The following is a 23,338-nucleotide window of genomic DNA, read 5'->3' on the forward strand; positions in this document are numbered from 1 at the left end:
GTTCGGGGGCGCGTAGGCTGGCCGGAAAGCCGACGGGACGGAGCGAAGCATGGGCATGATGATGGCCGTCAGCTTCACGCGCTACGGACGTCTGTACTACCTCGACCCGGGCCCGTACAGCCCGAAGGTCGGCGACAAGGTGCTCGTGCCGACCGACTCCGGCCCCGAGGTGGCCGAGTGCATCTGGGCCCCGCAGTACGTCTCCGAAGACGTCGAGGGCCTGCCGGTCTGCGAGGGCATCGCCGGTGATGAGCACCTGGCCCGCGACGAGGCGAACCGCCGCCGGCGCGCCGAGTCGCGTTCGATCGCCAAGAAGCTGATCCGCAAGCACGAGCTGCCGATGAAGGTCATCGGCGTCGACTACCTCGACCAGGACAACGTCTACCGGGTCTACTTCTCCGCGCCGCACCGCGTCGACTTCCGCGCCCTCGTACGCGACCTGGCGCGGTCGATGAAGGCACGGGTCGAGCTGCGCCAGGTCGGCCCGCGCGACGAGGCCCGGCTGCAGGGCGGCATCGGCCCGTGCGGGCGCGACCTGTGCTGTGCGACGTTCCTCAAGGACTTCGAGCCGGTGTCGGTCCGCATGGCCAAGGAGCAGGACCTGCCGGTGAACCCGCTGCGCATCGCGGGTGCCTGCGGGCGCCTCATGTGCTGCCTGAAGTACGAGCACCCGCTGTACGTCGAGGCCCACGAGCGCATGCCCAGGCTCGGCGCACGCGTGGGCACGCCGGCCGGCAACGGGCAGGTCGTCGGCCGCAACGTCCCCTCGGACACGGTCAACGTACGCCTCGACGGCGGCCGCAAGTGCGCCTGCCCGGTGGCGTCGGTGTGCTCACCGCGCCGCCAGCATGACGATCACTACGGCGACAATCAGGATGACTCGCCGAACGCTGGGTAACGATGCGGTGGCGGTACGCAAGCGTAGGCTGCCAGGGAGAACTCATCGGCGACAAGAACGGTAACGGCGTGAAAAAGTTCCGTACGGTGACCGGCCTGGCCGTGGCGGCCTTCGTCGCGGCGGCCTGCACCGGCACCCCGAATTCCAAGGCGGCGCCATCCCCGTCGCCGAAGGGCATCGCGCGATACTACGCCCAGCGCGTCTCCTGGCACGACTGCGGCGGCGGTTTCCAGTGCGGAACGCTTCACATGCCACTCGACTACGCCCACCCCGACGGCCAGCGCATCACGATGTCGGTCATCCGGCTGCCCGCCGAGGGCCAGCGCAAGGGCTCACTCCTGATCAACCCGGGCGGCCCGGGCGGCTCCGGCGTCGAGTTCGTCCGCGACGGCGCCCGCCAGTTCGGCGCCGACCTGCGCAAGAACTTCGACCTCGTCGGCTTCGACCCGCGCGGCGTCAACCAGACCAAGCCGGCGGTCCGCTGTCTGACCAGCAAGGAACTCGACCGGTTCTTCGCCACCGACACCTCGCCGGACAACGCGGCGGAGGTCAACGACCTGGTCAAGGTCAGCAAGGGCTGGGCCAACGACTGCCAGGCCCGCGTCCCGTCCCTGCTCCCGTACGTCGGCACGATCAACGCCGCCAAGGACATGGACGTCCTCCGCGCCGCCCTCGGCGACCCGGGGATGACCTACTACGGCGCCTCGTACGGCACGTACCTGGGCGCGTACTACGCCGACCTGTTCCCCACGCACGTACGGGCGATGGTCCTCGACGGCGCCATCGACCCGAAGCTGTCCGGCGACGCGGTCAACATCGAACAGGCCAAGGGCTTCGACACGGCCGTCCACGCGTTCGCCGCCGACTGCGTGAAGGCCAACAACTGCCCGCTCGGCAAGGGCTCGGTCCACTCGGCACTCGCCAAGCTCCAGCGGTTCTTCAACCAGACGGACAAGAAGCCGCTGAAGAACGGCCTCGGCGACGGCCGCGTGGTGGACGAGTCCCTGGTCGAGCTGGGCGTCGCCGCCGCGCTGTACAACAAGCAGACCTGGCCGCTCCTGCGCCTCGCCCTGAAGAGCGGCATGGAACAGGGCGACGGCACGACCCTGCTGCGCCTGGGCGACCTGCTGGTCGAGCGCAACAAGGACGGCTCGTACTCCAACCAGAGCGAGGCCAACATGGCCGTCAACTGCGTGGACAAGCCGTACTCCCGCTCCATCGGGTCCTGGAAGCAGCAGGCCGCCAAGGCGAAGAAGGCCGCCCCGCTGTTCGGCCAGTTCGTGGTGTGGGGCACGCTGCCGTGCGGCTACTGGCCGGTCCAGAGCCACGAACAGCCCCGCGCACTCCACGCCCACGGCTCAAAGCCGATCCTGGTCGTCGGCACGACCCGCGACCCGGCGACGCCGTACAAGTGGGCCCAGAGCCTGGCGTCGGAACTGAACTCAGGCGTGTTGCTGAGCCTGGACGGCGACGGCCACACCGCCTACCTTCAGGGCAACCCCTGCATCAGCAGCGCGGTCGACCGCTACCTGATCTACGGGACCACTCCTAAGAAGAACACGATGTGCCACTAGCAGCCGGGTGCACGAGGAGTGCCTGAGACCCGGTAGACTCAACGGGCGTCGCACCACGGTGCGGCAGGCCGCCTTAGCTCAGTCGGCAGAGCGATTCACTCGTAATGAATAGGTCGTCGGTTCGATTCCGACAGGCGGCTCCCAGGTCAAAGGCCCCTTCCGATCATGGAAGGGGCCTTTTTGCTAACGCCTTTGCTAACAGCGGCTCCTACGCCGCCTTGATCGCTTTGGCGAACACGTCCGCTGCAGCCGTCTCGGCCGAGCGGACTACGTGCGCGTAGACCCGGAGTGTGATCGCCGGATCAGCGTGCCCGAGCCGGGCCGCGACCACGTGAACGGGGACGCCCGCCAGGAGGAGCGTCGTCGCGTGAATGTGCCGAAGGTCGTGCAGCCGCGCGTACGGCAGCGGTTCGGCCGGCGGCTTCCCTTCCTTCGGGTGGTTGTAGGCGTTGATCAGCTTGCGGGGGAGCGCGGTCACGGTGTCGGGATAGATCGGCTCACCGAAGCCGGTTGTGAACACGTGGCAGTCCTTCTCGCCCCGCCACTCGTCACCGGCAAGCAGCTTGTCGGCCGCCTGCTCCTTCCGGTGTTCGCGGAGTACGTCCGCGGTCTCGTCGTCGATGCTGACGACCCGCGTCCGGCCGCTCTTGGTCGTCCCTTCCAGCCGCTCACCGTCGACCACGCCCGCCGACCCGGTAATGGTGATCTGCTTGCCGTCGAGGTCGACGTCAGACCACCGCAGGTTGAGCAGTTCGCCGCGCCGCGCGCCCGTGTAAGCCGCGACATGGAAGAAGGCGTACAGCCGATGCCGTCGGGCCACGGCCAAGAAGGTACGGAGCTGCGCCGGAGTCCACACCGTGCCAGGTTCCTCGGCGCGAGCGCGGGGCCGCTTGGCGCGCTCAACGGGCGAGCTGTCGAGGAGCTGTTCAACGACCACCGCGTCCCGGAACGCGCGCCGGAGAATGGCGTGCGTGTGGACGACTGTGGCCACCGAGAGCGGCTTTCCGTTCCGGCCGCCTTTGGCGAGGAGGTCTCGGTACAGCTTCGTGATGGTCGATGGCCGGACGGCCTGGAGCTTCATTTTGCCGATGTGCGGATTGACGTAAAGGCGGATGCCGATCCGGTAATCCTGCACCGTGCCCGGCTTGATCTCCATGGCGTGCGTATCAAGCCACTGGTCGAGGTATTCGGCCACGGTAATCGAGTTCCGGTCGATGTACTCGCCCCGTCGAGCCTTGACCCGAGCCTCATCGCGGGCGGCCTTCGCATCGTCCTCGGTGGCGAAGCCGCCGACCCATCGGGGCTTGCTGACGTCGGTCTCAGGGTCCTTGACGCGGATCACGTAGGACCAGGTCGCGCCCCGCTTCATGACGCCGTCACGCAGCTTGGGCTTGCCCTTCTTGGCCCGCTTGCGCGGTGTCGGCTCGTCGGGCGTCGCGGTCTTGGTCATCAGGCTGCGGCCTCTTCCATGAGCTGATCAACGTAGGCAGTCAGAGCGCGGTATGGGACGCGCCGGGAGCCGTCGATTCGTAGCGATGCGAGGTTTCCGGCCTTGATGAGTTCGTAGAGCTTGCTGCGGGAGATGCCGAGCGCGGTGGCGGCCTCGGGCACGGTGAGCAGGAGCTTGGTCATGCGGTGATCCCTTCGCCGAAGGCAGGAGCGAGCGGTGGCAGTGGTTTGCCGCTGAGCGCGGCTGAGAGGAAGGCTTCGCCGTGCGTCTGGCCCTGTCCGACGTAGTCCCAGTGCGCGACGACGAGGACCTGGTCTTCATCGAAGAGGGGCAGTCGGCCGGTGGTGATCTGGTGTTCGCGCTGGTTGTAGGCCATACGCGCCTCACGGAGCGCGCCGAGGGTGGTGGAGTAGCGGCGGGACTTGGTGGAGAAGTGGCCCCGGAAGCCGAGCATGTGTGCCCAGTCGGTGAGCCGTAGGTTGGCCATCTCCTCCAGTGCGCCGAGACGCCGACATTCCGCGATCAGTCGGCGTGCGTGGTCGCGTATGGGGAGCTGGTCGAGGTCGTCGGTGGGGCGTATCCGACGATCGAGGGTGCCGACGCATTCGGCGGCCTTGGTGGCGTATTTGGCGATGTAGCCGGCTACGGCCTGGTCAGTCAGTTCCCCGGTCGTGGTGATGGGTCGGACGTCGACCTGCGGGCCCCACGCCAGCGCTCGGGCCGGGAGTTCCTCCGTCTCTGGGGTGGTCACCGTGACGGCGCGGGCGGCATGGCGTACGACGTCGTCGAGGAGATCACCGGTCGCCCAGCCGGGCGGGGGCGTGGTCGGCCCGTCAGGTCCGTCGAGGCGAACGATGGCGTGAAAGTGGACGACGCCCCGACGTTGATATTCGGCGACCTTGGCGAAGGACACGGTAAGGATGTCGCGCAGTTCACGGACGGTCAGACCTGCCGACTTGGCCAGCCGCCGCCGCAGGGCGAGGGTGAAGCGCCGCCACAGTTCGGGGGCGAGCGCGTTGAACAGCACGGAGCCGGAGTAGTCATAGCAGTCCGGGCAGAGCGGTTCACCCAACCGCGGATCGTCGGTCGCATGCCGTTCGGTGCAGGATCGTGGGCGTCCGTGCGGGCAGGCCCCGAGGTTCCGGCGTGCATGGCACGGTTGCACCCCGCCGCCGGCCCCTTCCCGCCGGGCGTGGACCGGCCCGAAGGAGGGGGCGGTCAAGGTGACGAACGCGGCCGGGTGCGCGGTGATGGTGTCGGGGACGCCTTTACCTCCGACGAGGCCTGCGCGGACGAGTTGGTAGGTGTCGGCCCGGTAGACCTCTGCGCAGGAAGGGCAGCGGGAGGCGCGGCGGGTCTTGCAGGCCACACGCAGCACGCCGTCCGGCTCGTGGATGGTGGAGTAGCGGTGCAGCAGGGCGCCGGTGAGCGGGTCACGGTAGTCGACACGGCCGCGTAGGTGGATCGGTTGGGCGCAGCCGCCGGTACGTCGGATCTGAGCGGTCCACCGCTGGTAGTCCGGGGAGGTCGCGCGGCGGGCGATGTCGCGGAGCGTCAGCGGTGATGGGACAGCAGCAGGCAAGATGAAGGGGTCTCCCGTCAGAGGTGGCTGGGGATGGCCCCCGACGTGGCGCAGGACTTGGCGGTTGTGTGGCCACGCCGGGGGCGTCGAGGCTCAGCAGAAGCCGAGGCCCTCGCAGTGCTCGCAGATGTCGCCGTGGGAGTCGAGGCCGGTTCCGCCGCAGGTGCAGCACTGGAATTTCTTGATCGGCGGGATGTCGGCCGGTCGGTCGACGAGATTCATCAGGCGGTCGCGTAGCGGTCGGGGTGAAAGACCGGGGCGTAGCTCATCAGCGCGTCGTGTGCGGCCTGGCGTTCGGTGGGGACGTGGATGGCGTTGTAGGTGATACGTCCGAAGGTCTTGGACACCGAGTAGTGCCCGCCGCGTCCGGTGTCGTCGGTGACCGTCTCGCCGAGTACGGCAGCGATGCGGTTGATCTCGGCGCGTTCGGCCGCGTCGTCGTCGGCGCGGGGGAAGACGGTGTAGTCCCCGCCGTACTCGCGGACCGGGATGTCGGGGTTGTTCTCCAGGAAATCGGCCAGGGCGCGGAGGCCGGCGATGGTCTGGGTACGGGCGAACAGATCGTCGGGAACGGTCGGCTGCGCGGTCATGGGGGTTTCCCTTCAGGCGGTGCGGATCTGGCGGAGCAGGTCGGAGGCGAGTTGGTTGGACACGCCCAGCCGGGCCCGCAGGGCATCGCGGGTGATCGGCCGTCCGTGCCGGGTTTGGTGTTCGTCGGCGACGCGGCGGGCGAAGGTGAGCAGTTCGTTAGGCGGTGCCCCCGGCGACGCCGTCTGCTTGGTTGCGTCCGGTTCGGCCTGCTCGTCCTGGTCGTCCTGGCGGTCCGGGACAGGGACGAGAGCAGAGGACGGGCGGCCGAAGGATGGCGGCACAGGGGACGGCGCACTCGCCGAGTCGTCCGGGACGGGTCGGCGGCCGGACGAGCGACGTTCGAGCATCGAGACGGCGACGAGGAACGCGCCCGCCGGAGTGGCAGCGGTCAACCAGCCCCACGCGGTCCGTTCGGCCTGTGCGAGGTTGGCGGCCAGGGAGAGCGAGACGCCGCCGGACAGGACGAGGGTCGGCCAGGACACCGGCCCGGTACGGCGGCCGGTACGGCGGTCGCGCTGCCGCTCGCGGGCGGCCATGACGCAGGTCAGGTCGATACAGACGGCGATTGCCCAGGCCATCCAGCCGTGTTGACCGTGCTGGTTTGCGGTGTCGCGGATGTGGGTGAAGGAGCCCGCCGCCGCGATTGCCGCCAGGATGAGGACCGGTCCGGAGTCGGCCAGGAGGCTACCGAGGCGAGGCATCACGCCGCCCTCTGGTCGCAGGAGTCCAGCAGCGAGGCCAGCTCGGGGTCACAGTGGTGGGTGTCGGCCCAGTCGAGCAGCCAGCCCAGCTCGTCCGGGTAGGCGGACTCCGTCTCGGTGCACCGGATGCAGATGGCGATGTGGACGCCGCGCGTGGGGTCGAAGGTGAGGCGGACGGGGTCGAGGACGAAACGGCGGGACGAGGACCGGCGGCCGTCCCGGGGACGGGAACGAGGGGACGGGACAGCGGCGGGGCGGTGCAGAGGGATCACGTTTGTCATGGCGAGCCTTCCGGGAGATCGGGGGTCAGGCGGCTTGGTCGTCGGGGAGAGCGCGCGGGCCGGTGCGGACCAGGTGCGCCCATGGGGTGGTGAGGTGGCGGTTGGCGCGGGCGGCGGCTTCGGCGTCGGCCTCGGTGGTCAGCGCTGAGCGCGCCCGATGCCAGGACCCGTCACTGCCGGCCACGATCGCCACGCCGGGGGTTTCGGCAGGGATGGCGCGGGCGGCCTCCAGCGCGGCCGGGTCCATGTCGCCGAGGGTCATGGCCGCGGTCTCTGGATCGTTGACCCGGTGGCAGACGCGGCCGGACAGTTGCGAGCGGAGTGCGGTCACGCCGGGTCCGAGGTCGGATCCGATGCGTTGGCCGCAGACGATGAGGTAGACCCCGAACGCCCGCCCGAGCTGTGCGATACGCAGCAGCGCGACGGAGGTCTTGGCTACCTCTTCCTTTTCGGCCTTGTCGGCGATCAGGAACAGTTCGGCCACTTCGTCGACCACCGCGACGATGGGGATTGGCCGCAGTTCCTCGGGGAGTCGCCATACGTTCCGTACGCCGTGTTCGCGGCAGTCGGCCATCCGGTGCGTCAGTTCCGAGACCAGCCCGTCCAGCAGCCGCACACAGGCGGACCGCGTGGTGGCCAGTGCGGACATCCGCACCACGTACGGGGTCAGCTCGACCCCGCCCTTAAGGTCGAACCCGACCAGCGCGACCGGCTGGGGAGCCAGGCCCCGGATGATCGCGTTCAGCAGGGTCGACTTGCCGGACTGCGTGGCCCCGGCGAACAGCCAATGCGGGACGGTCTTGAAGTCGATCACCCACGGCCGCCCGTTCTCCAGCACTCCGGGCCGTACGGTCAGCAGGTCATCCGGCGTCGGATCGACCGGCGGGACCGTGACGAGGGGGTCCTTGCGGGTGGCGATCAGTACGACCTTGCCGGGCTTGGAGTCCAGCACCCGTACGGCGTGGGCGCGCCAGGCGTGCGCGAGGCGTTCGGCGACCTTGGCGAAGTCGTCTGGGATCTGCCCGTCGTTCAGCCGGATCGGCAGGCGCCAGCCGTGCTGGGATGGCCGGATCAGGCCCAGCCGGGGTGCTTTTTCGATCTCGACGCGCCGCAGGTGGCGGCGTTCCACGATCGCGGTTGCCTCGCGGGAGGCGGCGCCCAGGACCGGGACGGAATCCAGCGTGACGCGCCATCGCCGCCGCTTGTGGGTCAGTTTGCAGGCCGAGGCGACGTGTTGCCAGGTCGCGTATAGCCACACCGCGCGGGCCGGGAACCCGACGCACAGCCAGAACGACAGCGGATGAAACCGCCGCCACGCCAGGCCCCCGGCGACCACGGCGACAAGGACCGCGAGCGCTTCGATCAGCGTTGCCTTGTCGAACATCTGTCCGCCTCCGCTCAGGCGGCCCGGACGGCGGACGCGGGGACGATGGCCGAGGCGGCGAAGGAGATTCCGTGGCGTTCCTGGCCGCCGATCACCTGCTTCCACGGCCGGGCGATCAGGTCGGAGGCGGTGACGATCTGTCCCACCTGGATCTGAGGGTCACCGGGGACGTTGACCTGTACGAGGTCGATCCGGCCTGTCTCGTTCGCGACCGACAGGCCGACCTGGAAGACGGTCCGGCCCTCGCTGTCGACCTTGACTTCCCCGGTCTCGCGGTTGGTGATCTTCGGCTGCGGCGGCGCGACGCACACGAAGGTCAGGGCGGTGGTGTCGACCGGGATACCGATGTTCTGCACGTTGCTCCCTAAGGATCTTGGCTCCCCAGTTTTCTAGGAAGCTCTGATTTCTAAGATACCTAGAGATGATGGGAAAGCAAGCGATCTCGGACGACTTTCTTGGGGAACCTAGAAACCTGAGCTGGATGAGCTAGTCTTGGCCCATGGCCAGCACGCATCCCGACCGCCGGAAGCTGTACGTCCGCATCGCGGATGAGCTGCGAGAAGAGCTTGCCGCCGGGAAGTACCCGATCGGTGAACCGTTCCCGTCAATCGGAGAGCTGGCCGAACGGTTCAGCGCAGCGAAGATGACTGTGGATCGCGCGGTCGAGGTTCTGCGCGGCGAAGGTTACCTAGAGAGCCGACAGGGGAGCCGGACCATGGTGATCGCGCTCCCTGAGAGCCAGCCCGACCATGCCGGCGAGCCGGAGCACAGCGAGGAGTTTCACGTCCTCTTCGACCAGCTCCAGGAGATCCGCACCCAGCTCAAAGGCTTCGCCGCCAAACTTGCAGAGCTTGACCAGCGCACGAAGAACCTTTGATCGACTGCGTGAGACCCTGAAGCCGAATAGAGGCAGGACGCCGGGTGATCCGGCTGTTCCTTCGTTGGGCACGTGATGGCCCCGGGCGCTCGTCTTGAGCGGCCCGGGGCCGTATCTATCGGGTCAGCGTCAGTACTCGGCTACCTCGACACGGTTACCGCGGACCCCCACACCTCGCAGTACCTGCCGGTCCGCGGGCTACAGCCGAGACAGGTCGAACGTGACGGCGCAGGCCTGGTGGTCCGAGCCGGTCTCGACTTGCTGATAGCGCTTGGCTGTTTTCGCGAGTCGCTCCACGGCGTGAACGCGGTCGACGCGGGCGCCACCTTTACCGGTTGCGCACAGCTCTGATGGCTCCCGTCGGCTCGGGGGAAGAACCGCGGCCACGTCGAGCAGGCCAGCGCGGACGAGAGTGTCACAGACGGTGTAGTTCGGGGTGAGATCGCCCTCGGAGCCCTCGATGCATCTCGTCAACTGCAAGTGCCGGGGAAGCTTCTTCAACTCCTCGGAGCTGACCGCCGGCTCACGCGGGTAGCCGTTGTTATCGGCCAGCCATATCGCGAGCTGATCGCCCGCAGTGATGAGGCTCGTGAGAGTTTCGATGACCCGGACCCGCTCAGTCTCACTGCGAGCGTGCAGGTGTCCGCTGTAGACATAAAGCGTCTCAGACATACCCGGCACCGAGATCTCGGCGCAGCACCAGGGGACCTTGGTACCGGCCGCGCCTGACGCGGGCCATTGATTCTTGACCCGCAGACCACCGCTGGTGCGGACCAGGATGCCCACATGATTACCGGTCGTGGTCTTGAACGAGGCACTCGGGCCGAGCACGGGATGCATACCCAGCTCGTTCGCGAGTCGGTAGAAGTTCCGCCATATGTCGTGTGGGTTACCGCCGGCATCGATCTCTTGGAGCCCGACGACGTCGGCCCGGAGGCCGCCGAGGGCCTCGATCGTGTCGCACAGGGACGAGTCGTCGAGGGTCTGTGGGTCGATACCGCCATAGCGAAGGTTGGCGGTGACGGCTACGAACTCACATGAAGCGGCAGACATGTGCACTCCTGGATCGGAAGTTGTCATCACGAGTCCCGAGGAATCGCGATCGCGTCGGTCTGATAGTCCTTGCCAGGCGTGTGCATTGGGCCGTCGCCGGGTTCGCGACGCAGCACACTGGCCCGGGGATATCCCTCGTTCGTGGGTCTGACCGAGCCCCTTCTCTGCACGATCTGCGCGAGGCAGACCGCCGCCATGATGGCGCCGCCGGCGGTGAGTCCACGGATGCCCCAGGAGGCGATGTCGGTGATGAGGTGGGCTGCGATGATCGGGGTGAGCCGGCGGGTGCGCCGGTAGAGCCAGATGCTGATCGCACCCATCGGCAGCAGAGACAGGGCGGCCGTCTGGTAGTAGGTGTGGTAGCTGACCCGCATGACCTCCAGCAGCACGTACATCTGCCACGCCGGTCGGCGTCCCGCCTCCAAGGCCAGGACCACCACAGCGACGAGGAGTTCCTCCACGACGCTGGAGCCGACCATCCGCGCCAGCACACCCAGCGCGGGCTCGTGGGGGTGGATCGGGCTTTGCCCGGTTGAGCCACCGGCCGCGATGATCAAGATGGCGGCGGCGTCGGCCAGGTAGGCGCTCGCTACGGCCCACCAGAAGACCCGGAAGGTCTGCTGCCGCCCGCCCGGGTGCGGGCGGCGCGGATCGCCGAATCCCAGGCGGAGGACGGATACGCCGTGCCGGTCGGCGAGTGCGATGGCCAGCAGTACTGCGGTTACGGCGGCGGTCACGTCATACAGGCCATCCGGCGTACGCATCGCACCGCCGGTCAACACGGCGTATGCGGCGACCAGGCTGACGATGCCGATGGTCCACACCCAGACCAGACGGCACTTCCATACAGCGGCGAGCCACAGCGCTAAGACGGCCAGCGTGCCCCACAGACCCAGCGCCGTCCACCGGCTTGCCCACGCCGCCCAGTGCGGGTGCAAACCCCAGGCGGCTGCGCCGGACAGGGTGCTGACGACGGCGAACACGCCGAGCGTCAGGCCGAAGAACGTGATCGCTTGGGTGTAGGCGCGTCCGGTTGTCGTCCGGATGGGCTGCGCTACGCGTGCAGGCTCGGGCAGCCATGCCCCGGCCATTGCCTCCAGGCCGGCGCGAACGCGTTCATCGAGTGAACGAACGCCGCTCATTGCGATACCTGCGCGATCTGCTGCTGAAGCTTCTCGGCGGCCTCACGTGCCTCGTCCATGCCGTGAGCGGGATGAACGGGTTCGTTCCTCCACCAGTACCAGTAGTGGTGAGCATCGGCCGGGTTGGTCCGGCACGTGATTTCGGCTCCATATACCAGCAGCGCGATACGGCTCCCGCCGTTCATGTCCAAGTCCCGAAACGCAGTGATGTCCAGTTGTCTTAGCGCCTTTTCCAACTGCTGAAGATGACGGGTCACTCTCGCATAAGGCTGTAGGGCATCCACCTGTACGGTCACACAGTCCTTCTCTGGTTGTCGCGATGAATTGGTTTGTCGTGATAGGGAAGTAGGGCGATGAACCAGGCGCCTGAGAGAAACCCCTCGATCCCGCTCAGCACCTGGAAGGGCGTCGTGTCTTCAGGGGATTAGCTGTCGATAGACCACCTCCTATCCACAGATGGCAGCGCCTCGGGGCGCGCCGCGACATGCTCGATCCGGTGGTACGCCTCAAGGAACGCAACAGGATCGGGGTTTTCGACGATGCTCAGGCCGTTGCCGAACATCGGATAGGCGTTGCAACGGCGTCGATGCCGAGACCAGAGGATCAGCCAACGGGAGGCATGGCGCCAACCCGTGGGGTTCAGGCGCCGGGCGGGTGTACTCGCCTTCGTTTCCGCGCCACGCCGCCGAGGATGCGCACATCGGTGGGGATGCCGATGCCGGTAGGCCATTGGGAGACATCCAGCAAGCCGGGATGGACCAGGTCCAACGAAGGACCGAACCAGGACAGGATCTGATCGGCGGTCCGGAAGATCAGCGGTGCTGAGGCGTTCTTGTAGGCGTCTTCGATCTGAGTAACGACCGCCGGGTCGGTGTCGGTGGAGGTGACCGCCGAGACGGCGAGGTAACTCCCGGCCGTGATGGTGTCGGTGAACGCCCCCAGGATTCCGGCCGGGTCCTCAGCGTCAGGGACGAAGTGCAACACCGCCACGCACAGCACCGCGACCGGCCGCGACAGGTCGATCACCTCGTTCAGACGTGAGTCGGCCAGGATCGCCCACGGCCGCCGGACGTCGCCCTCCACGATCGTGTAGCCGCCGGATACGGATGAGGCGTGCGCGCGCTGGTGGCTGAGCACGACCGGATCGTTGTCCACACCGATCACACGTGCGCGCGGGTTGAAGGCACAGGCGATCTCAGCGACGTTCGGGGATGTCGGGATACCGGTCCCTAGATCGATGAACTGGTCAATCCCCGCGTCGGCGCAGTACCGCACAGCACGCAGCAAAAATCCCCTGTTCGCCAGCGCGAGCTCCGGTGCCTGAGGGAACACTCGCATGACTTTTTCGCCCGCCTCGCGGTCGGCCGGGAAATTGTCTTTACCGCCGAGGTAGTAGTCGTAGATCCGTGCCGGTGTCGGCGTGGTCACGTTGAACGGCGGTTGCGAAGGCACGTCGTCATTCATGGAGGGACGGTTCTTTCCGAAAAGGGGCGGGCTGGATGTGTAGGTGAATATGCGGCGGTCAACGTACATTCGAGCGCTGTTGCTGGTCCGGTGAGGGCGGAGAAAAGCTGCTAAGGGTGTCGATGCGGGTGGGGCTGTAATGCAGCTCCACCCGGAGCATCGCGTTGACCAGAGCTTCGGGGGTCGGCTCGTCGACCACCAACGCGTCGGGGGTAAAGCAACTGAACGCGGTAAACGTTCGATGCCACGGCGACCACATGACTAACCAATCGCGGTGACTTTCCTGGATTCGCCGGGCCTGCTCGAAACACTCCGCATCGTCAGCGACCATCGACCCGCCGCGCTTGAAGCGTCGAGCCAAACTGCCCGCGGGAACCCAACCAGCCAGGCCTTCACGCGAGATCACGACGTCTCACCCGGCCCCGGCTGCGGGTTCTTCACGTGCTCGGAGACGGCTGCCGCCGCCCCCGCCATGTCGATGGCCGGATGCCGGTTCTCACCCTCGGACCACTCGAAGAAACCCCCCGAGCCATCCATCGTGATCATCAGAACAGGTTCACCCTGCTTGCGAACCAGCACCGCGGGCCGAGCATCACTCATTCCCACGTTCAGACCGAGCTTGGCCAACTCCCGACACAACCCAGTGATCAGCCGAAGCTCGCGGTCGTGGGCGTCGATGTTCATAGCGACTTCCCTTGCTCGATTGCCGAAGTCGCCCGACAGCTTCGGCCGTCAGCGCCGGTCATCACTCGGCCCCGGTGGCTCGGCTTACGGACTTCCAACATCAGCGCTTCCTAGAGTTCTCAGACGACGGGTTAAGGACACGTCACGTTCAGGCCGGCGCTCCTGCAGCCGGAGATGCCTCGCAGCGTCGCTCGCGAGGCTTGCTGAATGACCCGGTTCCAGGCAGAGCCTTCACATCCGAGCGCCGGCCCGAACGCGACGCTTGGGCTTATGCGGTCCGGTCCGCTCGCTCGTCTGCATGGTTGGTGACGCGCCGCGTGATCTCAGCGGCCCACGCCTGCAACTCACCCAACTCCGCAGAAATCTTCGCGACCTCGGCCAGCAGTAGCTGACGTTCGGACTCGGTCAAGCCCGGCGTCTTCCTCTTCGACGCCTTGCGTGCCTGGTCAATCGATGCGACCCGTACCGCGCTGTCCATACGAACCAACTTCGAGGATGAGCGCGCGAAAACCCATCCCCAGCAGGCATGCTCGATGGGTATACCCGGCGGGCATATAGGCTCGTACCGCGACGGGAGGGGATGCCATGCGGGCAAGCTTGCCGATCAACGTGCCGGATTCGGTCTGGACGCACGCCGATATGCCCGCCGCCCTCGCAGCCGGAGCGGCAAACGGCACCATCGGCCAGTTACTGAAGCTTGTCGCGCAGTACTCAGGCGCTTCACAGTCTCAACTCGCGTTCGTGCTCGGGACGACGCAGCCCAAGATCAGTAAGTACATGAACGACGTCATGCGCGTTGAGCGGATGGATATGTTCCGCCGCATTGCAGACGGTCTCGGGATGCCAGACGAAGCCCGGATGGCCTTTGGCCTAGCCCCGCGTACCCGGGGCCTTCGACCGCCGCCGCAGCAGACTGCCCACGCCCAGGAGCCAGCGACAGCGACCGACAACAGGTCGGTAACGGACATACCGGTAGTCTCGGACACTGAGGGAGTAGCGATCCCTTGTCGTGCCAGCGATGGAAGGATCATCTGGGTGTCCATTCCGCGCCGAACGTTCCTACTCGGAGGCGTGGCCGCCGCAACGGCAGGCCAGGCACGCGACAGGTCAGTACGTCCTACCTCTAGACTCGCCGCTACGACCGCCGCCGAGCCGAGTCCGATCGAACACCTTGAGCGCATGCGCTTGATGCTTGTCGAGTCGGATAATCTGCTCGGCCCCCGGCACGTCATCCCGACCGTGCATGAACACGTGTCCGTCATTCAGCAACTCCGTAGCACCGCCAACGGCGCCGACCGCCGTGCGCTGCAACGCCTCCAGGCTTGGTACGGCGAATTCGCAAGCTGGTTGCATCACGATGCCGGCGACTTCTCCGAGGCGCGAGTATGGACCGACCGCGCGCTCACCTGGTCACAGAGCGCGGGAGATCCCCAGATGCCCGCATACATATACGCGCGTAAAAGCCAGCTTGCCGGAGACATGCAAGACGTGGCCGGAGCTTTGGACTTCGCCGAAGCTGCATTCGATCTGGCGACCCCGCGAAGCAAGCTCAAGGCCGCTGCGGCGGCTTTTGCGGCTCACGGGCACGCGCTCAACGGCGATCGAGACGCCACACTGCGGATGATCGACGAGGCCCGCGCCACGCTGGCCGATCTCGATGCGGACCCTGAGTCACCATGGGCGGTATGGATGAACGACGCCTACCTTGATGTGGAGCGCGCCCGTTGCTTTGCCCTACTGGGAGATCACGACGGTGCCGCTGGGATGTTTCGTCGCGCGATCGATGACCTTCCCCAAGGATTCCACCGTGACCGTGGTGTATATCTCGCCCGTGAGGCGCAGGCGCGTGCAGGGGCAGGTGACGTCGAGCAGGCCGCGCACGTGGGCAAGGCGGCTTTGTCGGTCGCAATCGAGACTGAGTCGGGTCGCCTAATCAACGAGTTGGCCCGCCTTGACCGCCAACTGGCGGAATGGCATCGGGTTCCGGACGTGGCGGAGTTCCGCGACTATCTGACCACCACCCTCCCGCAGGAAAAGGACTGAAAGCCCACAACATGACCATGCGCCCCTACGTCCTGCTGAGCGTCGCCACGTCCGTTGACGGCTACATCGATGACACCACCCCGGAACGGCTCCTGCTGTCCAATGAAGCCGACTTCGACCGCGTCGACCAGGTACGCGCCGAGTCTGATGCGATCCTCATCGGAGCTACGACGCTCCGCCGTGACAACCCCCGGCTACTGGTGAACTCCGCACAGCGGCGGGACGAGCGCGAGGCGCGAGGGCTGCCGCCGTACCCGCTGAAGATCACCATCACTCGTACCGGAGATCTTGACCGCGACCTGAAGTTCTGGCACCACGGCGGGGACAAGCTGATCTACTGCCCGGACGCCGCCGTTCCCAAGCTGCGTGAACGACTTGGGGGCCTCGCCGACATCGCCGGTCTGGGAGCTACGCTCGACTTCGGAGCCATGCTGGATGACCTCGGAGCGCGAGGCATCAAGCGTCTGATGGTCGAGGGTGGCGGGACGATTCACACACAGTTCCTCACCGCCGGCCTGGCCGATGAGATTCATCTTGCGATCGCACCGTTCTTCCTCGGTGACCCTGAGGCCCCGCGGTTCGTCAACGCGGGTGGCTTCCCGAACGGGCCGGGAAACCGGATGACCCTCGCAGAGACCCGCACGATCGGAGACATCGCGTTGCTGCGCTACCTCCCCAGGGAGAAGGTCAAGTAGTTGCCTCTCGTACCACCGGGCTGCTCCAACGACTACGAATGGTTGTCGTTCGCTATCGATCTGGCCAAACGGTGCCCACCCAGCGACACCGCGTTCTCGGTCGGGTGCGTGATCGTCGACGCGCACGGCTCGGAGATCTCCCAGGGCTACTCACGAGAGCAACCGCACTACCACGCGGAAGAGTCCGCACTGAGCAAGCTCACACCCGACGACGAGCGCCTACCCGAAGCCACGCTCTACAGTTCCCTTGAGCCCTGCACACGACGCAAGTCCCGGCCCCGTACGTGCTCCGAGCTGATCATCGCGTCCGGGATCCGACGCGTGGTCATCGCATGGCGCGAACCACCGATCTTCGTCTCCGACGCCCACGGCGTCACAGCCCTGGAAGCCGCCGGAATCACCGTCGTGGAGATCCCCGAACTCGCCGACGCCGCAACCGCCATGAACGCCCACATCCTGAACACCGACACCAACGGCGGATCATCAGCGCCAGCAACCTAGAGGCAGAACCCGCGAGGACAGCACCGGCGAACCTGCCGGATGAGAACTTTCTCTACGTCTTCAAGGGCACCCCGCTACGCGGGCCGCCCGCGGCCGACCGCCTTCGGGCCGGGCGTGCGGCCTCTGCGGGCCGGTCCCGTCCCGAACCGGTCGTCCGCCCTTGCATCGGTGGAAGCCATCAAAGCGCTAGAAGTTCGAAGCTCACCCCGGCAGAGACCGTCGCTGTACCAGCGCATCTCGCTTGACCAGCATATGCGGGCTCTAGGCGTCTTTTTTGGACTCGCAATCACGAGAAAAACGGTCACGGTACTCTATCGGCGTATTCCACCGCGCAAGCAGAACCGCGGTAGACTGGCGGCTCGATAGTGTCAGCAGGTCGTCTGGAGCAAAAATGAACCCTCTAATTCAGGGACTATTCAATAAATTTAAAGAAAGCGAAGAGCTTCAGCGCGTAAATGATGACGATGCATTCGAGCTGTTCAGTGCCAGCCTTATGCTCCCAGACAACCTACTTGCCCAAGCAGAAAAGACCGATTTCCTTCTTGATGCCGGGACCGTCGGTATCGATATTGTGGCATTGGAGATTAATGAGCAACTAGCCTGGGATGTAAGTGACGTGAGAGAAATCTGCGAGGCAGCTGGCAAGATAGATGCGTCCATTTACTTCATCCAGGCAAAACGTTCTACTAGCATTAAGAGCGCCGATATACTTGCATTCGGTAGCACGGTACAGAGATTCCTTCGTAATGATGGGTTTCCTGAATTTCCTCGACTGCAGGAATTGGCATCCGCGCTAGGTGTTGTGTTCTCCGACTATGCAGCTATTCTCAAGTCCCCTCCATCTGTCTATTTGCACTTTTCGACATCGGCCCCCAAGGCGGCAACTGACGATCCGATCGTTGCGCAAAGGGCGGAAGAGGTCGCGAACGGCATCCGTGATCTGGGTTTCGTCGGTAGGGTAAATATGGAGGTCATTGGAGCCGATGACCTCCATGACGCCTGGATAAGGAAGAACCATGCTAACGAGGTCGAACTTCAACTCGAGAAGCAGGTAAACCTACCTAAGATGCCGGGTGTCGACCAGGCAATACTGGGTGTCGTATCGGTTGCCGAACTCCTCAAGCTAGTGCAGGCGGACGACGGAACCTTGGATGAGCGCGTCTTTTACGACAACGTAAGAGGGTTTAAGGGGGAGGAAAATCCCGTAAATCGCCAGATTATAAATACGCTAACCTCGCAAGAGCGGGATCTCCTTCCTGTGCTTAACAACGGCGTAACTGTCGTCGCTTCCTCATACACGCCCAAGCCTGGCGATGCAGTAGCCGTTTCTGGATTCCAAGTGGTGAATGGATGTCAGACGAGCCACTGCCTTCACCTCTCTAGAGAATCGCTTGGTGACGCGGTGATGTCGGTCTTCGTCCCAATTCGCCTTGTAGTCACTCAAGACGAAGAGGTTGCTACCAGAATAATTCGAGCAACCAATTCGCAGACTGCTGTTCAGGAAAATGATCTCGTAGCCCTTACGAAATTCCAGAAAAAGCTCGAAGATTACTACAAGCTAGACCCTGCCGACGTAAAACTGATTTATGAGCGCAGGTCGGGTCAGTTTTACAGTGCGGAGGTGACCAAGACTCGGATCGTAACGGTCAGCGATCAACTTCGTTCGATATCGGCAGTATTTTTGGATAACCCGCACTCGGCGGCGCGCTACACGGCACGACTATATGATGCCGTGGGGACGTCGATATTCCAAGAGGAGCATAAACTCCTACCTTATGTCGCGAGCGCGTTTGCCGCGTATCGAATAGAGAACGCATTCAGGACCGGCCTGGATCCGATCTTCAAACCAGCTCGCTATCACATCTTGATGGCATGTAAGTATCAGATACTCGGCGGGCCGTCCGCGCGACTTAATTCCCCAAAGTGCGAGGAGCAGAGTGCGGCGATAATACAGGCGCTGAAGCAGCCTGAGCAAGTCGCCATGTTTCGAGCTGCCGCAGAGAGCGTAGTAGCTGCAGCGGGAGGTACTATGCCAACATCCGATCGGCTGAAGCGCCAGCAATTTACTCAGGAACTGATTTCGTTGCTAATGCGGGAGCCTCAAACCTCAGCTCCTGGGCACCCCGCCGACTAACCAGCCCCATATTGCTTACGACAGGTGAAACTAGCTCTCGGAATCCAGAGGGTCTAGATGTGTCATATCGTCCAGCAGTATTCTCAAGCTTCGCTCATCGCTATCCAGTGGGAGAAGCTGACGTTGCTGGACTAGCATGATCCGGATCGCCGCGAGGGCAACGTCTGTGGCTTCCATTGCGTCTTGTCGAATTTGCTCAGCGGTCAGTCGCGCCTTGTTGTTGCCATGAACAATCTTGCTTCGCGTAGTGTAAATGTTCTTGTATCGAGTGCGGGCTCGATTCCGAACCGCCCCTGGCGGATGCAACAACTTTGCTAGCGCCGCCGAAACCCTCAATACGCTTTCGCTGGTCGCGCCTAGAAGCGATTCCCATGCTATTACGGAGTCGATAAGCATATCCGAATGATCCCTCCGCTCGGAAACCGCACGTAGTGTACGGTTCACGGCGACTCCCAGAGGATTTATATCGATCGATTCTATGCGATCGATCCACTCATTCCATGATTGTGCCTCTTTCGTCGATAGGACCGATGGATATCTTTGAGCCATATGTTGCGGATCGTTGTAGCTGATGCCGCCTCCACTCAATGGCATGATGAACCTGCGCCAGGTAGAAACCAATACGGGTCTATGTTCACGACTGACGGCAAGAGAGAAGGCGAGGCGTACTCGATCGACCAGCTTGTCTACGTCTTCGGCCGTACTGGTCGTAGCGGATATCTCTTCGTGGAATACCTGTGTCACCTTCATTGTCATTCCAACGGATGTCTCAAGAATTACATCCCCGGCATCGGTGATCTCGACGGTGTCACCTTCTGGCGTCGTAGCTGACGTCCGACGTTCCACCATTTGCTTCAAAAATGGCGGATGATCTTCGTCTCTTGCCTTACGGATGCGCCCCCAGTCGCCAGATATCTCCATGCCCTCAGGGAGTTGTATCCCTGTTAGCGCTACGAGTGAGATGACTTTTGTTCGATCTCCGCGAAAAAGGGAGCGCGCCTGCCTCAAGGCCGTGGGAAGCATCTCGATTAGCTCATCAAGATTGGGGACTGGCTTCTTAAGCTTGGCGAGTTCCCATGCTGCTTGAAGTACGCCGGAACCAAAGAAGATGATTTGAAATCCTGTCGCAATGCCGGCGGACGTTTCGACAAGAACGGAGCGAAGGCCCGATTGATCGTCATCTGTCGAAGGAAAAATGCCTTCGGCGTTGACGGCCTTGACTATTCGATCCCCGATCGGTGACATGATGCTGCCGGTAAAGAGCCCCATCTCGGATGGGATGAGTAGCTCTCCGTAGCTCTCTGCTGCGAGATCGGCTAGCGCATTTAGGAGATCGTCTCCGAGTTCGTATGGTCTAGTTGGAGGTTCCTGCTTTACATAGCGGTGGAGATAATTGAGCGCCGTCGTTCCTAGCTGTGGGTTGTATTGTGTCAGGGGGGACATGGCCAGGCCGGCAGGAATTTCAGGCTGATCAGAAAGGTGATTTCTCAAGAAGTCTGCAACTATTAGTGCGACCTCGTTTTGTTGTTGGGTTAGATTATCGGTTGGATCAGCCAATATCCAATTAATGAATGGGTGGCCAAGATGTTGCTTTAGATATTTGATCGCATCATCTCCAGCCTGAACGGTAACCGTTTCTTGTTTTTTGGTTAGCGGTAGCTCCCGATCCTGGCGGGCATCGTCTGGGTGGTCTTCTTTTGGCATGGTTCAATCTTTCCCGCTTATTCGCACTGTCGACCGAGGATACATAATACATGCTCGGAACTGCCCATACTAGAAGGTTCCGGAATTTGGTGGATGCAGATTATCTAGAACCTCTGGATTTAGCTTCGAGGCGGTGACCCCGATGTCTGGCGCAGAGGGTGATCGCGTTATGGGTAAGCCGCCGTGCGGGTTGAAGGTGATCGATAACGTCAGAGTTCGGACGGAGGCGTGGACGGAGCAAAGTCGAGTTGAGCGAGCGCGAAGCGGGGGTCTCGCGACCCCCAGCCCCCTGCGGGCCGGAGCACTCACCTGCGCGAGACCACCTGTCACGCCATCGCGCCGTTCGCGCAGGCGAGCGCTCCGGAACGGCGCGCCTATCCGTCTTGTGAATGATGGTCTGCTTACCCTCGGCTTCGTTAGACGACGAGGGCGGGTGGTATCGAGGCCCTCTGCTGCCGTACTGGCTTTACCGTTAGGCGTCGCGTCGGTATCCAGATGGAGTGACGGTTTCCCGAACGGTGTTCCGGGCTTCAGCCGATTGGTGTTCGCGCGGGGCGCTTGCTAACGCGGTTGCTAACAACTGCTATGGACAAGACTGGACATCTGCGGACTCGTCGGAGGGGAGAGTCCAGGTCAGCGGTCAGATCTGGACTACCGTGGACATGGCTAGCCTCACTCGTAATGAATAGGTCGTCGGTTCGATTCCGACAGGCGGCTCCCAGGCCAGAGGCCCCCTGCGATCTTCTCGCAAGGGGCCTCTCGTATGACCGGGTGACCAACTGAGTGACTAGGGCTCCGAGCCGGGCTGTCGGTAGCCGCACTGACCAAGAACAGGCGTTGCTCTGCTTACGCCGTCTCAGACAGTGCTGCTTGATCGTCGTCGTCGCTGGCAATGAACCCGAGCAGGAGCCCGATCATCAGCGCGCCCTCGACCGCAGACATGAGCATCCTGAGCTCTTCCCGGTCGCTGTGAAGGTCGCCATCAGAGTGCTTGAGTCGCTGCAGGTTGGTTCGGGCTATGACGATGGCGCGTGCGAGAGCGTCATGAATGATGCTCGGGCCGGTTCCGTCGTCTGTTTCGGTAGATGGTCGGGCTGCGCTGCCCCCGCCGTAGACGAGACAGAGTGCCTCAGCCCTCTTGGTGGGGCGTCTCTGGCCTCTCTCGATGTGGATGAGTGATGTATCGCCGGGAAAGTTCGCGTCCAGCCATCGAAGGACTGTTGCCTGATCGAACGTCTCGCGCATGAGTCGATCGATCAACTCAATGAGTGAATTCGCTGCCTGTGACACGCCATCAGCGGAATGGTCAAGTGCATCCCGCGCTCCCTTAATCTTTCGTACCAGAGGTGAATTCGCCAGCTCGACCCGCAGTGTGGATGCCTTTGATACTAGTGTGCGGAACCGATCGATCAGGGCGGCTACTTCGTCGTATTCCCAGGCTTCAAGATCGTCTTCTGTTGCCATGGTGACTTCCATTGGCAGCGCTGAGAATATCTTCTCTCCTAGTAGCGCATCCAGATCGACCACGAGCTTCACTGTATTTAGGGCCAGCAGGTCCATCTTGCTTGCGCTGGCGAGTTGTTCACGCGTCATGACACCGATAGCGTCTTGCCAGGCAACAGCGAAAGGCATGAGTGCGCGCACGCCACGCCTGACGGCTAGGGCGGCAAGGGCGGCGTCTTCTTTAAGAGCGCTTACAAGCTGATCGATTTGGCGGCACCCAATAGCCGAAGTGCGTATATTCTTTACTCGGAGTGCTTAATCTCTTCCATCCAGCGCTGGAATTCGCGGTTGCTATCTCCCGAGGCTATGTCTTCCACTGCTGACTGGACGCGTTGTGCGTCAATCTCTGAGAAGAGCGCATCCAGGCGTTCGGACCAGGGTCGTGGATTTGTCGAATCCGTCAGAAGCTGGGGTCGTGTTGTGCAACCTCACCTCGCACCCGTCGACCTCGATGAGGGACCGGTAGTAGGTGAGCGCTGACCGGATCTTCGCCGCGAGCGTCCCGCCAAGAGCCTCCTCGCGATCACGTGTCGCCACGAGCCGGCGAAGTTGGATCGCCGAAGCACAGCCGTACGGTCACCCCACGGCCGGCCGCCTTAGCGAGCATGCGCGCTACCCGAGGTTGGGTCTGGGAGTAGAAGGTGCCGGAGAAGACCAAGACGTCGACATGCTCACGCGCGTCAGTGAGAAGGCGTAACCACAGTTCCCGAGCGACGGAGGCCCGGTCGGGGTACAACTCGACCAGTTCGGATTTGCTGGCCTCCTGGCGACGCCTTAGAGAGCGTTCAACGACCTCCGGCCAGAGATAGGACTCATCCACACCGAGGCGTTTGGCGGCCGTCCAGCGGTGCGTACGGTGCGGCACACGACTCGACGTGATCCAGCGACCGACCGTCTTCACATCCACGCCCACACAGCGCGCGAGTTCGTCTGTCGTGATGCCGACACGCAGCATCGTCGTGCGCAGCCTCTCGTTCACGGTCTCCATTCACCCGTGACGTCAGGGGACGTTTCAAGCCCCTCAAGGGACGTTTCCGCGCCCAAGACGTCCTACGAGACGTTCCCGTACGAGGTTGG

At 63.8% G+C, this 23,338-nt stretch carries 26 protein-coding genes and 1 tRNA gene; 8 read left to right on the plus strand and 19 right to left on the minus strand.

Annotation, left to right across the window (positions count from 1 at the left end):
• Window positions 1-49: 49 nt before the first annotated feature.
• From ABEA10_RS36520 to ABEA10_RS36530, 3 genes are all read left to right on the plus strand, one after another.
• Window positions 50-898, plus strand: coding sequence for a PSP1 domain-containing protein (locus ABEA10_RS36520; protein WP_345471909.1), 849 nt, complete (start codon window positions 50-52; stop codon window positions 896-898).
• A 68-nt stretch (window positions 899-966) separates the two neighbouring features.
• Window positions 967-2,472 (plus strand): alpha/beta hydrolase, encoded by a 1,506-nt coding sequence (locus tag ABEA10_RS36525; protein ID WP_345471911.1) that lies wholly within the window; start codon window positions 967-969, stop codon window positions 2,470-2,472.
• Between the two features lie 67 nt (window positions 2,473-2,539).
• A tRNA-Thr gene (locus ABEA10_RS36530) sits at window positions 2,540-2,612 on the plus strand.
• 68 nt (window positions 2,613-2,680) lie between these two features.
• On the opposite strand, the gene ABEA10_RS36535 is transcribed toward ABEA10_RS36530, so the two are convergent.
• The 9 genes from ABEA10_RS36535 to ABEA10_RS36575 all read right to left on the minus strand — a co-directional run bounded on the left by ABEA10_RS36535 (window position 2,681) and on the right by ABEA10_RS36575 (window position 8,817).
• Window positions 2,681-3,922 carry a tyrosine-type recombinase/integrase gene (locus tag ABEA10_RS36535; RefSeq protein ID WP_345471913.1) on the minus strand — a complete coding sequence of 414 codons (1,242 nt, stop codon included), beginning with the start codon at window positions 3,920-3,922 and terminating at the stop codon, window positions 2,681-2,683.
• Window positions 3,922-4,104 carry a helix-turn-helix domain-containing protein gene (locus ABEA10_RS36540; RefSeq protein WP_345471914.1) on the minus strand — a complete coding sequence of 61 codons (183 nt, stop codon included), beginning with the start codon at window positions 4,102-4,104 and terminating at the stop codon, window positions 3,922-3,924. The genes ABEA10_RS36535 and ABEA10_RS36540 overlap by 1 nt, the downstream gene beginning before the upstream one ends.
• On the minus strand, window positions 4,101-5,504 hold the full coding sequence (locus tag ABEA10_RS36545) for a replication initiator (protein WP_345471916.1): 1,404 nt from the start codon (window positions 5,502-5,504) through the stop codon (window positions 4,101-4,103). Before ABEA10_RS36545 ends, ABEA10_RS36540 begins: the two co-directional genes overlap by 4 nt.
• A gap of 93 nt (window positions 5,505-5,597) precedes the next feature.
• Complete coding sequence (locus ABEA10_RS36550) at window positions 5,598-5,726, minus strand: hypothetical protein (protein ID WP_345471917.1); 129 nt, start codon at window positions 5,724-5,726, stop codon at window positions 5,598-5,600.
• Window positions 5,726-6,094, minus strand: a complete 369-nt coding sequence (locus ABEA10_RS36555; protein ID WP_345471919.1) for a hypothetical protein — start codon at window positions 6,092-6,094, stop codon at window positions 5,726-5,728. Before ABEA10_RS36555 ends, ABEA10_RS36550 begins: the two co-directional genes overlap by 1 nt.
• A 12-nt stretch (window positions 6,095-6,106) precedes the next feature.
• Window positions 6,107-6,796, minus strand: coding sequence for a DUF2637 domain-containing protein (locus tag ABEA10_RS36560; protein WP_345471921.1), 690 nt, complete (start codon window positions 6,794-6,796; stop codon window positions 6,107-6,109).
• The gene (locus tag ABEA10_RS36565; protein WP_345471923.1) at window positions 6,796-7,077 is read right to left on the minus strand and encodes a hypothetical protein; all 282 of its coding nucleotides are present in this window, start codon (window positions 7,075-7,077) and stop codon (window positions 6,796-6,798) included. Before ABEA10_RS36565 ends, ABEA10_RS36560 begins: the two co-directional genes overlap by 1 nt.
• A 25-nt stretch (window positions 7,078-7,102) precedes the next feature.
• Window positions 7,103-8,461 (minus strand): FtsK/SpoIIIE domain-containing protein, encoded by a 1,359-nt coding sequence (locus tag ABEA10_RS36570; protein ID WP_345471925.1) that lies wholly within the window; start codon window positions 8,459-8,461, stop codon window positions 7,103-7,105.
• Window positions 8,462-8,475: 14 nt separating this feature from the next.
• Complete coding sequence (locus ABEA10_RS36575) at window positions 8,476-8,817, minus strand: SCO3933 family regulatory protein (RefSeq protein ID WP_345471927.1); 342 nt, start codon at window positions 8,815-8,817, stop codon at window positions 8,476-8,478.
• Window positions 8,818-8,960: 143 nt separating this feature from the next.
• On the opposite strand from ABEA10_RS36575, the gene ABEA10_RS36580 reads away from it, so the two are divergent.
• The gene (locus ABEA10_RS36580; protein ID WP_345471929.1) at window positions 8,961-9,338 is read left to right on the plus strand and encodes a GntR family transcriptional regulator; all 378 of its coding nucleotides are present in this window, start codon (window positions 8,961-8,963) and stop codon (window positions 9,336-9,338) included.
• 198 nt (window positions 9,339-9,536) lie between these two features.
• Here ABEA10_RS36580 and ABEA10_RS36585 read toward each other — a convergent pair whose 3' ends face one another.
• The 7 genes from ABEA10_RS36585 to ABEA10_RS36615 all read right to left on the minus strand — a co-directional run bounded on the left by ABEA10_RS36585 (window position 9,537) and on the right by ABEA10_RS36615 (window position 14,159).
• Window positions 9,537-10,391, minus strand: a complete 855-nt coding sequence (locus ABEA10_RS36585; RefSeq protein WP_345471931.1) for a hypothetical protein — start codon at window positions 10,389-10,391, stop codon at window positions 9,537-9,539.
• Window positions 10,392-10,417: 26 nt separating this feature from the next.
• Window positions 10,418-11,533: a CPBP family glutamic-type intramembrane protease gene (locus ABEA10_RS36590; protein ID WP_345471932.1), complete on the minus strand. Its 1,116-nt coding sequence runs from the start codon at window positions 11,531-11,533 to the stop codon at window positions 10,418-10,420.
• The gene (locus tag ABEA10_RS36595; RefSeq protein WP_345471934.1) at window positions 11,530-11,829 is read right to left on the minus strand and encodes a hypothetical protein; all 300 of its coding nucleotides are present in this window, start codon (window positions 11,827-11,829) and stop codon (window positions 11,530-11,532) included. Before ABEA10_RS36595 ends, ABEA10_RS36590 begins: the two co-directional genes overlap by 4 nt.
• A 343-nt stretch (window positions 11,830-12,172) precedes the next feature.
• Window positions 12,173-12,997: an SAM-dependent methyltransferase gene (locus tag ABEA10_RS36600; RefSeq protein WP_345471936.1), complete on the minus strand. Its 825-nt coding sequence runs from the start codon at window positions 12,995-12,997 to the stop codon at window positions 12,173-12,175.
• Window positions 12,998-13,055: 58 nt separating this feature from the next.
• A complete protein-coding gene (locus tag ABEA10_RS36605; RefSeq protein ID WP_345471938.1) occupies window positions 13,056-13,403 on the minus strand; it encodes a hypothetical protein in 348 nt (115 codons plus the stop codon).
• Window positions 13,400-13,681 (minus strand): hypothetical protein, encoded by a 282-nt coding sequence (locus tag ABEA10_RS36610; RefSeq protein WP_345471940.1) that lies wholly within the window; start codon window positions 13,679-13,681, stop codon window positions 13,400-13,402. The genes ABEA10_RS36605 and ABEA10_RS36610 overlap by 4 nt, the downstream gene beginning before the upstream one ends.
• 268 nt (window positions 13,682-13,949) lie before the next feature.
• Window positions 13,950-14,159, minus strand: coding sequence for a hypothetical protein (locus tag ABEA10_RS36615; protein WP_345471941.1), 210 nt, complete (start codon window positions 14,157-14,159; stop codon window positions 13,950-13,952).
• A 107-nt stretch (window positions 14,160-14,266) separates the two neighbouring features.
• On the opposite strand from ABEA10_RS36615, the gene ABEA10_RS36620 reads away from it, so the two are divergent.
• From ABEA10_RS36620 to ABEA10_RS36635, 4 genes are all read left to right on the plus strand, one after another.
• A complete protein-coding gene (locus tag ABEA10_RS36620) occupies window positions 14,267-15,724 on the plus strand; it encodes an NsdA family TPR-like regulatory protein (protein ID WP_345471943.1) in 1,458 nt (485 codons plus the stop codon).
• Between the two features lie 11 nt (window positions 15,725-15,735).
• Window positions 15,736-16,419, plus strand: coding sequence for a RibD family protein (locus ABEA10_RS36625; RefSeq protein ID WP_345471944.1), 684 nt, complete (start codon window positions 15,736-15,738; stop codon window positions 16,417-16,419).
• On the plus strand, window positions 16,420-16,920 hold the full coding sequence (locus tag ABEA10_RS36630) for a cytidine/deoxycytidylate deaminase family protein (protein ID WP_345471945.1): 501 nt from the start codon (window positions 16,420-16,422) through the stop codon (window positions 16,918-16,920).
• 391 nt (window positions 16,921-17,311) lie between these two features.
• Window positions 17,312-19,054: an AIPR family protein gene (locus tag ABEA10_RS36635; RefSeq protein WP_345471946.1), complete on the plus strand. Its 1,743-nt coding sequence runs from the start codon at window positions 17,312-17,314 to the stop codon at window positions 19,052-19,054.
• A gap of 30 nt (window positions 19,055-19,084) precedes the next feature.
• Here ABEA10_RS36635 and ABEA10_RS36640 read toward each other — a convergent pair whose 3' ends face one another.
• From ABEA10_RS36640 to ABEA10_RS36650, 3 genes are all read right to left on the minus strand, one after another.
• Window positions 19,085-20,758 (minus strand): hypothetical protein, encoded by a 1,674-nt coding sequence (locus ABEA10_RS36640; protein WP_345471948.1) that lies wholly within the window; start codon window positions 20,756-20,758, stop codon window positions 19,085-19,087.
• A gap of 846 nt (window positions 20,759-21,604) precedes the next feature.
• A complete protein-coding gene (locus ABEA10_RS36645; RefSeq protein ID WP_345471950.1) occupies window positions 21,605-22,402 on the minus strand; it encodes a hypothetical protein in 798 nt (265 codons plus the stop codon).
• 382 nt (window positions 22,403-22,784) lie between these two features.
• Window positions 22,785-23,240: a hypothetical protein gene (locus ABEA10_RS36650; protein ID WP_345471951.1), complete on the minus strand. Its 456-nt coding sequence runs from the start codon at window positions 23,238-23,240 to the stop codon at window positions 22,785-22,787.
• Window positions 23,241-23,338: the final 98 nt, after the last annotated feature.

It is taken from the genome of Actinoallomurus oryzae (genome assembly GCF_039541955.1).
Taxonomy (GTDB): Bacteria; Actinomycetota; Actinomycetes; order Streptosporangiales; family Streptosporangiaceae; genus Actinoallomurus; species Actinoallomurus oryzae.